The sequence below is a fragment of the Pseudoclavibacter sp. RFBG4 genome (assembly GCF_002931515.1).
Classification (GTDB): Bacteria; Actinomycetota; Actinomycetes; order Actinomycetales; family Microbacteriaceae; genus Pseudoclavibacter.
Genome location: NZ_PSYC01000022.1, coordinates 40,692 through 55,972, shown reverse-complemented (window position 1 = coordinate 55,972; position 15,281 = coordinate 40,692). Strand labels below are relative to the sequence as shown.

Annotated in this window: 11 protein-coding genes; 1 reads left to right on the top strand and 10 read right to left on the bottom strand. The window is 69.7% G+C overall.

Features of this window, described 5'->3' with window-relative positions; translation table 11 throughout:
- Window positions 1-47 precede the first annotated feature (47 nt).
- The 10 genes from C5E10_RS06595 to C5E10_RS06550 all read right to left on the bottom strand — a co-directional run bounded on the left by C5E10_RS06595 (window position 48) and on the right by C5E10_RS06550 (window position 13,936).
- Window positions 48-1,580, bottom strand: coding sequence for a hypothetical protein (locus C5E10_RS06595; RefSeq protein WP_146080182.1), 1,533 nt, complete (start codon window positions 1,578-1,580; stop codon window positions 48-50).
- 86 nt (window positions 1,581-1,666) lie between these two features.
- Window positions 1,667-3,181, bottom strand: coding sequence for an Asp-tRNA(Asn)/Glu-tRNA(Gln) amidotransferase subunit GatB (gatB, locus tag C5E10_RS06590; RefSeq protein ID WP_104330955.1), 1,515 nt, complete (start codon window positions 3,179-3,181; stop codon window positions 1,667-1,669).
- Window positions 3,181-4,707, bottom strand: coding sequence for an Asp-tRNA(Asn)/Glu-tRNA(Gln) amidotransferase subunit GatA (gene gatA / locus C5E10_RS06585; protein ID WP_104240710.1), 1,527 nt, complete (start codon window positions 4,705-4,707; stop codon window positions 3,181-3,183). The genes gatB and gatA overlap by 1 nt, the downstream gene beginning before the upstream one ends.
- Complete coding sequence (gene gatC, locus C5E10_RS06580) at window positions 4,704-5,003, bottom strand: Asp-tRNA(Asn)/Glu-tRNA(Gln) amidotransferase subunit GatC (protein ID WP_104298847.1); 300 nt, start codon at window positions 5,001-5,003, stop codon at window positions 4,704-4,706. Before gatC ends, gatA begins: the two co-directional genes overlap by 4 nt.
- 75 nt (window positions 5,004-5,078) lie before the next feature.
- On the bottom strand, window positions 5,079-7,478 hold the full coding sequence (locus C5E10_RS19115; protein WP_181062678.1) for a DUF6882 domain-containing protein: 2,400 nt from the start codon (window positions 7,476-7,478) through the stop codon (window positions 5,079-5,081).
- 118 nt (window positions 7,479-7,596) lie between these two features.
- Window positions 7,597-9,975: an NAD-dependent DNA ligase LigA gene (gene ligA / locus C5E10_RS06570; RefSeq protein WP_104330953.1), complete on the bottom strand. Its 2,379-nt coding sequence runs from the start codon at window positions 9,973-9,975 to the stop codon at window positions 7,597-7,599.
- Window positions 9,972-10,448, bottom strand: a complete 477-nt coding sequence (locus C5E10_RS06565) for a hypothetical protein (RefSeq protein WP_104330952.1) — start codon at window positions 10,446-10,448, stop codon at window positions 9,972-9,974. The genes ligA and C5E10_RS06565 overlap by 4 nt, the downstream gene beginning before the upstream one ends.
- Complete coding sequence (mnmA, locus tag C5E10_RS06560; protein WP_258067521.1) at window positions 10,445-11,635, bottom strand: tRNA 2-thiouridine(34) synthase MnmA; 1,191 nt, start codon at window positions 11,633-11,635, stop codon at window positions 10,445-10,447. Before mnmA ends, C5E10_RS06565 begins: the two co-directional genes overlap by 4 nt.
- A 55-nt stretch (window positions 11,636-11,690) precedes the next feature.
- Window positions 11,691-13,325, bottom strand: a complete 1,635-nt coding sequence (locus tag C5E10_RS06555) for an MDR family MFS transporter (protein ID WP_104330951.1) — start codon at window positions 13,323-13,325, stop codon at window positions 11,691-11,693.
- Window positions 13,322-13,936: a TetR/AcrR family transcriptional regulator gene (locus C5E10_RS06550; RefSeq protein ID WP_181062677.1), complete on the bottom strand. Its 615-nt coding sequence runs from the start codon at window positions 13,934-13,936 to the stop codon at window positions 13,322-13,324. The genes C5E10_RS06555 and C5E10_RS06550 overlap by 4 nt, the downstream gene beginning before the upstream one ends.
- A gap of 76 nt (window positions 13,937-14,012) precedes the next feature.
- Here C5E10_RS06550 and C5E10_RS06545 point away from each other — a divergent pair, with 76 nt between their 5' ends.
- Window positions 14,013-15,281, top strand: a complete 1,269-nt coding sequence (locus C5E10_RS06545; RefSeq protein ID WP_181062676.1) for a CynX/NimT family MFS transporter — start codon at window positions 14,013-14,015, stop codon at window positions 15,279-15,281.

Genomic DNA, 15,281 nt, shown 5'->3' with positions numbered 1-15,281 from the left:
GGCCCGCCCCTGCGACGCACGGGGCGGGCCGTAGCCTCGGGAGGCGATCAGCCCCCTGCGACGTACCGTTCGCCGTCTCCACTCAGGCGGACCCCCGTGGGGCCTTCGAGCTCGATCAGACCGGCTCGTGCTGCCTGCCGGACCGATGCGGCGAGGTTGACGGGGACACGCCACGTCATGCGCTCGAACGCGTTGGCGATCGCTGCCGCGGAGACCTCACCATCGGCGCTGAGGATGGCGGCGACCGCGATCGCGATGCGCTGCCCGTTGTTCGTCGGCTTGAGGTCGGAAGCGAGCTCGTCGAGACTGCGCTTCGTCTGCGAGGCGGCACGGGATCGGCTCGACGCGGCGCCGCGGGCGCCCGCCCTCGTGCGGGATGCGATGGGGGTGCTGGTGCTCCGACCGCGACTGTCTGGGGCTGAATCGTCGGCGCGTCCTGCAGCGGAGGCTCGCCCCTGACCAGCACGGACTCGAGTCGACGCGCGCACGGACGAGCCTGGGTTCCGCGCCCGTCCTGGCCCTGCCGCTTCATCCTCGACTCGTCCCGGTGCACCGGTCACAGACGAGGGCGAGACGGCTTCCGGGGCCTTGGCGCTGTTGATCCCGGAGGGGCGGCGCGCGCGTCTGGCGCTTGGCTCCACCCCCGACCCGACGCTGGCGCCACCGGAGCCGCTCCGGCCGGACGACCTGGTGGGCGTCTCGTCCACCGTCGGCGCATCGGGTGCCACCGTGCGGATGTCGATGGGAGAGAGATCTGCCGCGTCGACGCCGAACTCGACGACGGCGGTCACGTAGGTATCGAAGACTGCACGGTGCACGGAGGTGTCGTGCTGCTCGACAAGCGCGACGATGCCGGGGATGGCGCGGATGAGACGCGCGAAGCCGTGCGCCTCGTCGCCTTCGTCGGAGAGCAGCGCCGCGTCGCGAACGGTGCGCTCACGCGCGCTGGGTTCGGCTTTGCCCGGCTTCTTCTTGGCAGCTGCGGGAGCGGGTCTGCCTGGCGTCTTCGCCTCTGGCTTCTTTGCTCCTGGCTGCGTTGGCGTGCTGAGCCCGGCGTCCGGAGCTGACGCGCGAGACTTCTCGGCAGACGAGCCTTCCTCGAGGGAGCTCGTGGCGACCTGCTTGGCTTCGCGGCCGGGATTGCCGGTCTTGCTCTTCTTGTCAGACTTGGCCTTCTTGTCAGACTTGGCTTTTTTGCCCGACTTCGACTTTTCGTCTGACTTGGCTTTCTTGTCCGACTTGGCCTTCTCGTCTGACTTGTCTTTCCCGTCCGATTTGCTCTTCTTGTCTGACTTGCTCTTCTTGTCCGACTTGGCTTTCTTGTCCGCCGTGGTCTTCGTGGCGGAATCGGCGTGCTGCTTCCTGCCCTTGTGCTCTGCCGCGGCGACGGACTCGGCAACTGACGGCGCGGCCACGTCTTCGAGGGAAGCCGGCCGCAGCACCGTCTTGGGCGGCTGCACGCGCTCCTTCTTGACCTTCGCCCGAGGGCCGCCCTGGGTGGCGTCGGGTCGCTCGACCGGCGTGTTCTTGCCTGACTTCTTGTTCGACTTCTTGCCCATACGACTCACTGCTCCGTTCACCGAGGCTCTGTGGCTCTGACGCTAGCGCCAGAGCCACAGAGGCACCTCAGTCGTGCCCGACAATTCCTCGGTGTACGACGTGGGTCCTACGAGTTCTGCGCGCGCTCCAACACGAGCTCGCGCACGCGTGCCGCGTCTGCCTTGCCCCTCATCGCCTTCATGACGGCGCCGATGACCGCGCCTGCGGCCTGCACCTTGCCGTCGCGGATCTTGGCGAGCACGTCGGGCTGCTGCGCGAGGGCAGCGTCGATGGCCTCGATGAGCGGACCGTCATCGCTGACGACGGCGAGTCCGCGTGACTCGACGACCTCCGCGGGTGAGCCCTCGCCTGCGAGCACACCCTCGAGCACGTCTCGCGCGAGTCGGTCGTTGACGGTGCCCGCCGTGATGAGCCCGTCGAGCTCCGCGATCTGCGCCGGCGTCGCGAGGTCGGTCGCCTGCACGCCACGGTCGTTGGCGATACGCGAGAGCTCGCCCATCCACCACTTCTTCGCACCGGCGGCCGTGGCGCCGGCGGCGACGGTCGCGTGGACGACGTCGAGGAGGCCGGCGTTGGCGATGTCCTGGAACTCCTGGTCGGCGAAGCCCCACTCCGACTTGAGGCGGCGGCGGCGAGCGACGGGTGCCTCTGGCAGCGTGGCGCGCAGCTCCTCGACCAGCTCGCGGCTCGGGCGCAGCGGCATGAGGTCGGGCTCCGGGAAGTACCGGTAGTCGTCGGCATCCGACTTCGGACGACCGGACGAGGTGCGTCCCGTGTCCTCGTGCCAGTGTCGCGTCTCCTGCGTGATGCTGCCCCCTGCCGCGAGGAGCGCGGCCTGGCGCTGGATCTCGTAGCGGACGGCTCGCTCGATGGACCGGAAGGAGTTGACGTTCTTCGTCTCCGTGCGGGTGCCGAGCTTCTCCTCACCGCGCGGACGCAGCGAGACGTTCGCGTCACAGCGGAGGTTGCCACGCTCCATGCGGGCCTCGGAGACGCCGAGGGCGCGCACGATGTCGCGGATCGTCGAGACGTAGGCCGCCGCGAGCTGCGGCGTCTGCGCTTCGCCGCCGAAGATGGGCCGCGTCACGATCTCGACGAGGGGGACGCCAGCTCGGTTGTAGTCGACCAGGGAGTACTCGGCGCCCTGGATGCGCCCGGTGGAGCCGCCCACGTGGGTCAGCTTCCCTGCATCCTCTTCCATGTGTGCGCGCTCGATGGGCACGTGGAACACGGTGCCGTCTTCCAGCTCCACCTCGACCTCGCCGTCGAACGCGATGGGGTCGTCGTACTGCGAGATCTGGTAGTTCTTCGGGTTGTCCGGGTAGAAGTAGTTCTTCCGAGCGAAGCCAGAGACCTCCGCGATCTCGCAGCCGAGCGCCAGCCCGAGTGCGATCGAGTAGCGGACTGCCTGCTCGTTGACGACGGGCAGGGTACCCGGGAGGCCGAGGTCGACGGGCCCGATGTTGGTGTTGGGCTCTCCGCCCACCTCGTTGCCCGAGTGGTTCGGGGTGTCGGAGAACATCTTTGTCTTGGTGCCGAGTTCGACGTGCACCTCGAGACCGATGACGGGCTCGTAGAGTTCGAGTGCGCGGTCGTAGTCCATGAGCTCTGGCTTGGCCATCAGCGTGCACCTGCCTTCAGCTGGGGGGCCTGCGAGAGCAGGGGCCCACCCCAGCGGTCTTCGAGAGTCTGTTCGAGTGCCGCGGCCACCGTGTAGAGGCGCGCGTCGTCACGGGCGGCTGCCATGAACTGGATACCGACGGGCAGTCCGTTCTCCGGCGCGAGACCGCCCGGAACGGAGATGCCGGGGACGCCGGCGAGGTTCGCCGGGATCGTCGTGAGGTCGGCCAGGTACATGGCCGTCGGGTCTTCCGCCTTCTCGCCGAGCTTGTAGGCGGTCGTCGGCGAGGTGGGCGCCGCGAGCACGTCGACCTCGGCGAACGCGGCGGCGAAGTCCTGCTGCACGAGTGTGCGCACCTTCTGCGCCGAGCCGTAGAACGCGTCGTAGTAGCCGGCCGAGAGCGCGTACGTGCCGAGGAGGATGCGACGCTTGGCTTCGTCGCCGAAGCCCTTGCTGCGCGTCGCGGACATGACTCGCTCGACGGTGGTCCCCGAGGGGTCGGTGACCCGCAGGCCGAAGCGCACGGAGTCGTAGCGCGCGAGGTTGCTGGAGGCCTCCGCTGGCATGATCAGGTAGTACGCGGCCACGGCGTACTCGAAGTGCGGGGTCTCGATCCAGGAGATGATCGCGCCGCGTTCCTCGAGGGCTGCGAGCGCCTCCTGGAATCGCTGCGTGACGCCGGCCTCGAAGCCGGCTCCGTCGGCGATCTGCTTGGGTACGCCGATGCGCAGGCCACGGACGGAGTCGTCCGCACGGCCCGCGAGGGCTGCCTGCGTGAACGACGGCCACTCGCCCGTGAGGGAGGTGGAATCGCGTCGGTCGTGACCGGCGAGGACATCGTGCAGCGCGGCGGTGTCGAGCACGCCGCGCGCTGCCGGCCCGATCTGGTCGAGCGACGAGCCGAGCGCAAGCGCGCCGTAGCGGCTCACGCCGCCGTAGGTGGGCTTCATGCCGACGGTTCCGGTGACGGATGCGGGCTGACGGATGGACCCGCCCGTGTCGGTGCCGAGTGCCAGCGGCGCCTCGTAGGCGGCGACGGCAGCGGCGGAACCGCCTCCGGACCCGCCTGGGATGCGCTCGAGGTCCCACGGGTTGTGGGTCGGCCCGTAGGCGGAGTGCTCCGTGGAGGAGCCCATCGCGAACTCGTCGAGGTTGGTCTTGCCGATGATGACGAGATCGTTGTCGCGGAGGCGCTCGACGACGGTCGCGTCGTATGGAGGCACCCACCCTTCGAGGATGCGCGAGCCAGCGGTCGTCGGGGTGCCCTTGGTCGCGATGTTGTCCTTGACAGCGACGGGGACGCCGGCCAGCGGTGAGAGCTGCTCCCCCGCTTGGCGCTTCGCGTCGACGCGTCCGGCTGCGGCGAGTGCGGAGTCGGCGTCGACGTGGAGGAAGGCGTGGACGTCTCCATCGACTGCCTCGATGCGCTCGAGGTGCGCGGTGGTGGCCTCGATGGAGCTGATGCTGCCGTCGGCGATCGCCGCGGCGAGGTCGGTCGCGCTCAAGCGCGTGATGTCGGTGCTCACTGCTCTTCCCCCAGGATCGCGGTCACGCGGAAGCGAGTTCCGTCGCTGTCCGGGGCACCCGCGAGTGCGGCGTCGCGGTCCAGCGGCTCGCCGACCTCGTCGGCTCGCGTCACGTTGTGCATGGCGATCGGGTGGGTCGTCACCTTGACGTCAGGCGTCGCAACCTCCTGCACTTTCTGGATGAGGTGCTGGATCTCGATGAGTTCGCCGGTGACGCGCTCGATCTCGCCTTCGGCGAGGTCGATGCGCGCGAGCTGAGCGAGGTGCTCAACGTCGGCGGCAGTGATGTCGGTCATTCGTCTCCGATAGTGAGTCGGCCAGGGCTGGACAAGTCTAGGCCGCGTGCTGACGCGGCCGTGCTCCGTCCGTGGCTACTGGCGTGGTGGCTGCTGCTGGGGAGGCTGGGACGATGGCCCATTGCCCTGCCAGCGGGGGTCGTATCCGGGCTGCCCCGGCTGGGCGGGCTGCTGTCCCGGGTACTGCGGCTGCCCCTGGTAGGGCGGCTGGGCTGGATATTGCGGCTGCCCCTGGTACGGCGGCTGGGCGGGTTGTTGCCCCGGATACTGCGGCTGGCCCGGGTACTGCGGCTGGCCGTGCTGGGGTTGCGTGCGCGGAGGCTGGCCGTTCCATCCGCCCGGCTGCGGGTTCTGCTGCGGGGCGCGCGTCGGCGGGAACTGCTGCGGACCGCCCTGCTGGCGGGGATCGAAGCCCCCGGCCGGGCCCGGGTAGGGGGTGCCCGGGTACGGCTGGCCCGGCTGCTGCTGGCCGGGGTACGGCTGACCCGGGTTGGGCTGGCCCGGCTGCTGCTGACCCTGGTTGGGCTGGCCCGGATACTGCGGCTGTCCCTGGCGTGGGTCACGTTGCTGCTGGTGTGGCGCACGGCCGAAGTCGTTGCCGGCTGCCGGCTGCTGCCCCTGCGGTCGCTGCCAGGAGCCACCCTGCTGCGGCGGCTGTCCCTGCTGGCCCTGCTGCCCTGGCTGCTGGCCCTGTCCGGGGCGCGCTCCACCCCATGGAGCCTGAGGCGGGTAGCCGCCTGCCGAGCCAGGCTGCCCCTGACCCTGGGGGCCCTGATTCTGCTGCCCCGGGAACTGCCGACCTGGAGCCTGCTGGCTCGGGAACTGCTGCCCCGGCGCCTGCTGACCCGGGAACTGCTGCCCTGGGAACTGCTGCCCTGGGAATTGCTGAGCGGGCGCCTGCTGACCCGGGAATGACTGCCCCGCCGGGTAGGCCTGTCCGGGATTCTGCTGCGGCTGAGGTTGCTGCCACGCTCCCTGGCCTTGGCCAGGCCCGGGCTGGACGCCTGGCTGCGGCCAGCCCTGACGAGGAGGCTGGCCCTGGTTGCTCGGCTGCCCGAACTGCGTCGGCTGAGCGACCTGCGGTGGGTTGGCCAGGTGCGGCGGCAGGAACCCCTGGGCCGCGCCCTCACCAGGCGCAGGTGCTGGCACGGGCGGAGGTCCGCCGTTGGGAGGAGCGACGGCAGATGCTGGTGTGCGCTCCCATCGGGGCGAGGCGTCGAAGGGCTGCCAGGGGGCGCTCGGCGCCTGCTGCTGGTCAGTTGCCGAGGAGGTTGCTGGCGCCTGCGACGCCGACGCCGCGCTCGGCTGATCCCGGCGCTGCGGGATCGGCACGTACGGAGCCGAAGCCGGCACGACGGGCGGAGGCGGAGTCGGGAGCCCCGCCGGCGGCACGACCGGGACGGGCGCGGGCTGGTGGGCGTCGAACGACGGCTCCTCGCGAGGAGACACCGGCGGCGCGTCGGTCGAGGAGGCGGTGGGGCTGACGTGCAGCTCGGCGGGAGCTTCACTGTCGGATGATGTCTCGGCCACAGGGCCCTGCTCGCCCTCGGTGTGCGAGTCGAGGGTGGCTGATGGGGCCGTCAGCGGAGAGGAGGGGGTGTCAGCGGCCGACTCGGGAGCCGGATGGGGGTCCGCTGCGGTGGTGTGCTCGACACCGGGATCCGAAGCGGGCGCGGGATCCGAGAGAAGCGCGGGCTCCCCAGCGGGGTCGGGTTCCGTAGTGGGCTCAGACACCGGAATCGGCTCGTGCTCCGAAACGGGCGCGGGCTCGACTGCGGCCTCGGGAGCGCTGTCGTCTTCGGTCGGGACCGCGGCGGCGGGCGCCACGCGCACCACGAGCACCTGCTGGGCGTCGTCGAGCGTGATCTCGACCAACCCCTCGCCGGTCGCCAGCTCGTAGCTGGCGGCTCCCGTGCGCTGGAGCTGCGAGTGCGTCCGTGCCGCGTAGGAGTGCAGAGCACGCACGTGGTCGCCCAGGACACCCGCGTCGACGGCCTCGAGGATGGCGCGCGTCGCGCGTTCTGCGGTTGTGGCCGCGTCGGGCCCCGCCTGCACCATGAGATGCACCTGGACGCCGGGCGCCGCTTCGACGACGACGCTGTCGCGCGAGCGCGTCAGCGCCTTGGCCGCGAGGACGAGGTGAAGCGGGGACGCCTCGTCGGTCTTCACGACCGACGAGGAGAGCTGCTCTGGTCCGCCGTCGAGCACGAACGAGCGCACCCGGCCGGCAAGCTCGATGGCCTGCTCCGGGAAGCCGTTGACGTTGTTCCAGCCCCACATCCACGTGCCGGCGCTCTGCGCGACGCTGCCGATGAGCTGCACCGGGAGCACCGTCGCGGTCGGCTGGGTCTGATACGTGATCGACGGGGCGGTGAGGTCGACGTCCCATCCGGCGTCGCCGAGCTGCTCCGTGAGCTGCGCGTGCGCGTCGAAGTGGAGGATGGCGGCGTCGTCCGCCAGATCTTGCAAGCTCACGCTGAGCATGGTTCCCCGTTCCCCCGCGGCGAGCCATTGCCACGGCCTGCACACTGTAGCCGAGCGACCGGTCCGCCGCCTCGGAGTCCGCTTCCTGTCGTCGGTGCGCGCCGAGCTCTCATTCCGCGTCGACTCGCAGGTGCTCGACCGCACCGGGTCCGCCTTCGAGGAGCAGGCGGAAGCCGTCTGCGTCGAGGATGGGGATGCCGAGCTCCTCTGCCTTCGTCAGCTTCGAGCCCGCTCCGGGTCCTGCCGCGACGAAGTCGGTCTTCTTCGACACGCTGCCAGCGGCCTTCCCGCCAGCGGCGATGATCGCCTCCTTGGCGCCGTCCCGCGTGAACCCCTCGAGGGTTCCCGTCGCCACGACGCTCAGGCCGGAGAGCGGCCCCTCGGTGCTGGTCCGCGCGCCGGGGCCCGGATGGTCCGGCGTCGCGAAGCGCACACCGGCAGCGCGCCAGGCCTCGACGATGTCACGGTGCCAGTCTTCCGCGAGCCACTCGACGATCGCGTCCGCGATGGTCGGGCCGACGCCCTCGACCTGGGCGAGCTCCTCGGCCGGAGCCGCCTCGATCGCGTCGAGGGAACCGAACCAGTCCGCGAGTGCCCGCGCGGCAACCGGGCCGACGTGGCGGATGTTGAGCGAGACGAGCTGGCGCCAGAGGTCTTTCGTCTTGGCGACCTCGAGCTGATCGAGGAGGGTGGTCGCCTGCTTGGACGGCTCGACGAGCCTGAAGTCCTTCTTGATGCCGGCCTTGCGCCGTTCGGCGGGCGTCATCTCCTCGGAGCCCGGCGGGTAGACGAGCGAGACCTTCTGGAACGGAGCCCTGCGGATGAGCTCGCCCGTCTCGTCGTCGGTCCTGGGCTCTCCCGTCTCGGAGTCGCGGACGACGACCTCGATGGGGACGATCTCCTCGAGAGTGAGCGCGAAGAGGCGAGCCTCGGTCTCGAGCGGAGGCAGCTCGGGCACCGTCGGCTGGGTCAGCGCCGCGGCGGTCACCTCGCCGAGCGCATCGATGTCGAGTCCCCCGCGCGAGCCGATGTGCTCGACTCGGCCTCGGACCTGGGCAGGACACGAGCGTGCGTTCGGGCAGCGCAGGTCGACGTCGCCCTCCTTCATGGGACGCAACGGGGTCCCGCACTCCGGGCAATCGCTCGGCATGACGAAGTCGCGCACGTCGTCTCCGCGCAGCTCGAGCACCGGTCCGAGCACCTCCGGGATGACGTCTCCGGCCTTGCGCAGCACGACCGTGTCGCCGATCTTGACGCCCTTGACCCGCACCACGTCCTGGTTGTGGAGGGTCGCCATCCGCACGACGCTGCCCGCCACCTTGACGGGTGCCATGATCGCGAACGGCGTGACGCGCCCGGTGCGTCCCACGCTCGCCGCGATGTCGAGGAGCTTCGTGTGCACCTCCTCTGGCGGGTACTTGTAGGCGATGGCCCAGCGCGGCGCGCGGCTGGTCATGCCGAGCTCGTCGTGCAGCTCGAGCTCGTCGACCTTCACGACGATGCCGTCCAGCTCGTGCTCGACGGAGTGGCGTTCGGCCCCGTAGTGCTCGACGAAGTCGACGACGTCGTCGACCGCCTCGGCGACCTTGGCGTACGGGGTGACGGGTAGGCCCCATCCGGCGAGGAGCTCGTAGACCTGGCTCTGCGACTCGACCGGTGGTGAGGGCCACGCGCCGATCCCGTGGACGTACATCCGCAGCGAGTGGAGTCGGAGCTCACCGGCCTCGCGTTCGAGGCCGCTTTTCTTCTCGAGCTGCTGCCGCAGACCCCCGCTGGCCGCGTTGCGCGGGTTCGCGAAGTCGGGGAATCGCTTCGTGGCCCGCTCCAGCTCGGCCTGTTCGTCGAACTCACCGCGCGTCGCGGCGGGCCGGGCTTCCCACCTCGCCCGGTACTCGTCGACGGCTCGGGGGCGCAGCGACGCCTGGAACTCGTTGAGCTGCTTGAACGCGGCGACCGGGATGAAGACCTCGCCTCGGACCTCGACGATCGGCGGATGCCCCTCGCCCGAGAGCGCTTCGGGGATGCCGTCGATCTGCAGCGCGTTCTGCGTGACCTCCTCGCCCGTGCGGCCGTCACCGCGGGTTGCCGCGGTGACGAGCTTGCCGTGCTCGTAGCGCAGGGCGATGGCGAGCCCGTCGATCTTCAGCTCCGTGAGCCAGGCGACTCGGCGACCCGCGGCCGCCTCCGTCTTGGCGCACCACTCGCGCAGCTCATCGATCGAGAAGACGTTGTCGAGGGAGAGCATGCGTTCCGCATGCTCGATGGGCCGCAGGCCGTCAGCGACGCCGCCGCCGACCGTCTGCGTCGGGGAGTCCTGCGACTGCAGCTCGGGATGCTCGCGCTCCAGCTCGTCGAGCTCGCGGACGAGCGTGTCGTACTCGGCATCGGAGACGAGCTGCGCGTCGCGCTCGTAGTACGCCGCCTGGTACTCGGCGACGAGCTCCCGCACCTCGGCGACGCGCTCCCGTGCATCATCGAAGCTCGTCATGCTGTCGCTCCTGCGCGGGAGCTGAGCGTCGCCATCGCAGCCTTGCGGCTCACGGAGAGGAGCCAGTCCTTCTTGCCCGCGAGGCGCTTGGCGGCGCGCCGCTCACTGGTCGTCTCGAGGTAGCTCTGCACGATGCCGACGACGGCGATGAGCACCGCGAAGATGGCGAACACGATCTGCCAGGTGGGTTCGAGCTGCATGAGGAAGTTCGAGGCGAGGAACACCGTGCCGCCGATGAGGAACCAGAGCACGAGGGCGAGGATCCAGTCCTTCGCTCCGAACGGGCGCGCCTCCAGGGTGCAGCGCTTCGCGAGCTGGAGGGCAGGCGCGTCGAAGTGCTCGTCGTAGTCACTGCGCCAGCGCTCCGAGTCGGAGAGGTTCTTGTACTTCGCCGCCCAGCGCTCCGCTCGGTCGGTGAGCATGTCCATCGCCTCACCGTCTTTCAGGACCGAGCCCTCAGCCTGCTTGCTCATGCCGCCTCCTGCCCGTCTGCGCTGCCCGCAACGCCATCTTGCGCGGTGCTCTCCTGCACGGCACTCACGGTCCGGTCGATCGTGAACTGGCCGAGCACGCTCGTGCCGACGTAGACCACGGCGGTCTGGCCTGGTGCGACGCCGACAAGCGGCTCGTCGACGACCACGCTCCACTCGACGCCCGGGATGGTGGCGTCGTCACGTGTGCTCGCGGCGCTCGTGCTCACACGCGCGGTGGCGGGGACCGGATCGGCGTGAGCGCGGATCTGGACGTCGCAGCGGAACGCGCCGTCGGCCTCCGTCTTCGCGGCGCCCGTCCAGCTCATCCGCTGGCCGGCGATCTCCGCGATGTTCAGCGCCTCCTTCGGCCCGACGACGACCTCGTTGGTCTTCGGGCGGATCTCGAGCACGAACCGCGGCTTCCCGTCCGGGGCTGGAACGCCGAGCCGAAGCCCCTTGCGCTGGCCGACGGTGTACGCCGTCGCTCCGTCGTGCTCGCCGAGCTTCGCCCCGGCGCTGTCGACGACCTCGCCGGTGGCTGTGCCGATGCGGTCACCGAGCCATCCCCGAGTATCGCCGTCTGGGATGAAGCAGATGTCGTGCGAGTCGGGCTTCTGCGCGACGCTGATTCCACGCTCGGCTGCCTCCGCACGCACGAGGTCCTTGGACGGCGTGTCTCCGAGCGGGAAGTAGCAGTGCTCGAGCTGCTGCTGGGTGAGGACGCCGAGCACGTACGACTGGTCTTTCGCCCAAGCGCTCGCTCGGTGCAGTTCGACGAGTCCGTCCTCGCCCGTCGCGAGGGTGGCGTAGTGCCCGGTGCACACGGCATCGAACCCGAGGTCGATGGCCTTCTCGAGGAGCGCCGCGAACTTGATCTTCTCGTTGCAGCGCATGCAGGGGTTCGGCGTGCGGCCGGCGCTGTACTCCGCGATGAAGTCATCGACGACGTCGAGCTTGAAGCGCTCGGAGAAGTCCCACACGTAGAACGGGATGCCGAGGAGGTCGGCGGCACGGCGGGCGTCCATCGAGTCCTCGATGGTGCAGCACCCTCGAGACCCCGTGCGAAGCGTGCCTGGCATTCGGGAGAGCGCGAGGTGCACGCCGATGACTTCGTGCCCGGCCTCGACGGCTCGGGCTGCTGCGACGGCGGAATCGACCCCGCCGCTCATGGCGGCTAGAACTTTCACCGGATAAGTGTACGTCGGGCCTCCGACACCGCCCCGTGTGCGGAACAGGTTGGGGTCAGCCGATGTGCGTCGCCGAGGTTGTCGTGGCCGGCTCAGCACCGGTCGCGAGCGGCTTCTCCTTCAGGAAGGACAGCGCGATGATGGAGATGACCGTCAGGGGCACAAGCGCGAGGAAGATCGGGATGAGCGCCTCGTTGTACGAGCCGACGATGATGGCCCTGAGCTGATCGGGCAGCTCAGCGATCGCCGCCGGCGTGAAGGAGCTCGCGCCGTCCTCGGCGGCAGCCCCGTCCGGAAGACGGTCGGCCACCATCTGCGTCAGCCGCGCTGCGAAGACCGAGCCCACAACCGCGGAGCCGAGCGTCGCGCCGACCTGGCGGAAGTAGTTGTTGGCCGCCGTCGCAGTGCCCACGATGCGAGCGGGGAACGAGTTCTGCACGATGAGCGTGAGCAGCTGCATGCTCCCGCCGAGTCCGATTCCCATGATGCCGAGGGCGACGCAGATCATCCACACCGGGCTGTCGACCGTGACGAACGAGAGCACCAGGAGCCCGGCACCGAGCACGGCGGACCCCGCGATGGGCACCCACTTGTAGCGCCCCGTGCGCGAGACGTACTGGCCGCTCAGGATCGATGTGATCAGCAGCGCACCCATCATCGGGGTCATGAGCAATCCGGACACCGTGGGTCCGGAACCCGTCACCATCTGCAGGTAGGTCGGCATGTAGCCGAGCGTGCCGAACATGATGACGCCCGTGGAGAGGCTGGCGATCGTCGTCAGGATGAAGTTGCGGTCGCGGAACATGCCGAGCGGCATGATCGGGTTGGCGGCACCGCGCTCGACGAAGACGAACGCCGTGGCCGAGACGATGGCAAGCGCTGCGAGCAGCAGGATCGTCGGCGACGTCCACGCGTATTGCGACCCGCCCCACGTTCCGACGAGCACGAGCGCGGTCGTCGCGAGGGAGATGAGGGCCATGCCGCTGACATCGATCCGAGTGCGCTCCTGCGCGGGGCGCTTGGGGAGACGGAGGAGGAAGATCGTCGCCAGCAGCGCAAGAGCACCGAGCGGCAGGTTGATCCAGAACACCCAGCGCCATCCCGGCCCTTCCGTGAACCAGCCACCGAGCAGCGGGCCGGCCACGGAGGAGAAGGCGAAGACCGCGCCCATGACCCCCATGTACTTGCCACGCTCGCGCGCAGGGACGACGTCGGCGATGGCGGCCTGCGACAGGATCATGAGGCCTCCGCCGCCGAGTCCCTGGACGATGCGCGCGCCGATGAGCAGCTCGATCGAGGGCGCCAGGCCGCCGAGCACCGAGCCGGCGATGAACAGTCCGATGGCGATGAGCAGAAGCGGCTTGCGTCCGAACAGGTCGGAGAGGTTGCCGTAGACCGGCATCATGACGGTCGACGCCAGGATGAACGACGTCACGACCCAGCTCATGTGCTCGACTCCGTGGAGCTCCCCCACGATGGTCGGCATGGCGCTGGAGAGGACCGTGTTGTTGAGCGATGCCATGAGCATCGTGACCATCAGGCCGAGGAAGAGCGGAACGATGCTCCGCTTGTGGGACGTGCCGGTCGTCGCGCCAGCCGCGGGCCTCGCTGCGCGCGCGCCGTCGCTCGCGCCGGTTCCTGTGCCGGTCTCGGCGCGGGCCTGCGAATCGATGCTGGGGGGAGTCGTCATAGGGATTCTGAGATCGCTTTCCTGAATACGTCGATAGAGCGGTTGATGGCGGCTTCCCGGTCGACCAGGACGCCGTGGGGGTCGTTCCGGCTGGTGAAGCGCAGGATGGTGGCGGCGAGCGACAGGAGCGCCTTGGCGGACTCGATGCCGTCGGGCAGCGGCTCGGTCGAGCTGTCGCCGTCCTGCTCGGTCAGGATCGCGAGCACGATGTCCTCCGCCGCGCTGATGTGGCGCCTGAGGCGCTCCTCGAGCACTGGGTTCTGGTCGGCGAGCGTTCGCCGCCGTGGGAAGTCGTCGTGGTCGGGGATCGCCGAATCGAGGACAGCCAGCATGAGCCGCATCGTGCGGCCGAACGAGTCACCCGCACTGGCGCGGAAGTCCTCGAGGGCGCCGTCGGGCAGGGTCGGTGCCTGCATGCCGAGCACCGCATCCTCTTTGCTCGGGAAGTAGTTGAAGAAGGTTCGGCGTGAGACGCCGGCGCGATCGCTGATCGCGTCGATCGTCGTCTCGTCGAGGCCCCGCTCGATCGTGAGGTCGGCAGCGGCATCGTGGATGGCGTGCCAGCAGTCGATGCGGTTGCGTTCGCGGAGGGAGAGGGCTGGGTTCGACACCACTAAAGAATATGCATGAGTGCAAAGTTTCACAAGTGCAACTTTCCTGTGCAGGCCCTGGGTACAGTGGCACCTCGTGTCGTCTCTCCCCGCTCCGAACCCCCCAGGCAGCGCACGGTCCCCGTGGTTCTGGACGGCACTCGCCGTCCTCGCGCTGGTGCTCCTCGCACTGAATCTGAGGACCGCCGTCACCAACGCCTCGCCGATCTTCGATCTCATCTCCGTCGACCTCCCGCTCCAGGGCGCCACAACCGGGCTCCTCACGATGCTGCCTCCCGTCGCCTTCGCGATCGCGGGCCTCATCACCCCGTGGCTGCTGCGTCGCGTGCGCCTCGAGCTGCTCATCGTCCTCGCCCTGGCCGCCATCATCGCCGGGCACCTGCTCCGAGGATCAGCCCCCAACGTCCCCACCCTCCTCGGCGGCAGCGGCATCGCCCTCCTCGGCATGGGCATCGGCAACATCCTCCTGCCTCCGGTCGTCGTCACGTACTTCCGGTCGCGCATCCCGGTCATGACCTCCACCTACGCGATCGTCGTCGCACTCGGCACGATGCTGCCTCCGCTGCTCGCGGCACCCGTCGCCCTGGCCTCCGGCTGGCGGACCTCGCTCTCGATGTGGGGCATCGTCGCGGCCTCGGCAGCCGTGCCGTGGCTCATCCTCCTCGTTCGCGCCCAGGTGCGCGCGGCCCGCGGACACGTGCCCGAGACGACGGGCGCCGTGACGCTGCCGAACGGCAGGCCCGCACGTCCCGCACGCTCCATCTGGCGCTCCAAGCGGGCATGGGCGCTCGCGACGACCTTCGCCATCTCGTCGATGAACGCGTACTGCTGCTTCGGCTGGCTCCCCACGATCCTGCAGGAACGGGCGGGGGCAGACACGGTCGCCGCGGCCGGCTACCTCTCGCTGTTCGCGGCAATGGGCATCCCGCTCTCGCTGGCGACCCCGCTTGTCATCAAGCACCTCGGCACCACCTGGCCGCTCATCTCCGCGGCAGCCGGCTTCGCGCTCGGCTACCTGGGCCTCATCCTGGCCCCGACGGCAGCCCCTGTCGTCTGGGTGCTGCTCATCGGCTTCGGGCAGCTGATCTTCCCCATCTGCCTCACGCTCATCGGCCTCCGCGCATCGGGCCAGCGCGGGTCGGCGATCCTCAGCGGCTTCGTCCAGCTGGTCGGCTACGCCCTCGCTGCCCTCGCGCCGTTCACGGTCGGCGTGCTGGCAACGGCGACGGGCAACTGGTCGATCTCGCTCGGCCTCCTCGCCGTCCTCACCCTCGGTGTCATCCCGCTCGCCCCCGCGCTTGCGGGCAAGTGGAAGATCGAGGACGAGATCCAGCTGGCCCGCTGA

Bases quoted from the DNA above. Each gene is read 5' to 3' on its own strand.
- gatB (WP_104330955.1), bottom strand. From the start codon at position 3,181: ATGGCCAAGCCAGAGCTCATGGACTACGACCGCGCACTCGAACTCTAC.
- gatC (WP_104298847.1), bottom strand. From the start codon at position 5,003: ATGACCGACATCACTGCCGCCGACGTTGAGCACCTCGCTCAGCTCGCG.
- ligA (WP_104330953.1), bottom strand. From the start codon at position 9,975: ATGACGAGCTTCGATGATGCACGGGAGCGCGTCGCCGAGGTGCGGGAG.
- C5E10_RS06565 (WP_104330952.1), bottom strand. From the start codon at position 10,448: ATGAGCAAGCAGGCTGAGGGCTCGGTCCTGAAAGACGGTGAGGCGATG.
- C5E10_RS06555 (WP_104330951.1), bottom strand. From the start codon at position 13,325: ATGACGACTCCCCCCAGCATCGATTCGCAGGCCCGCGCCGAGACCGGC.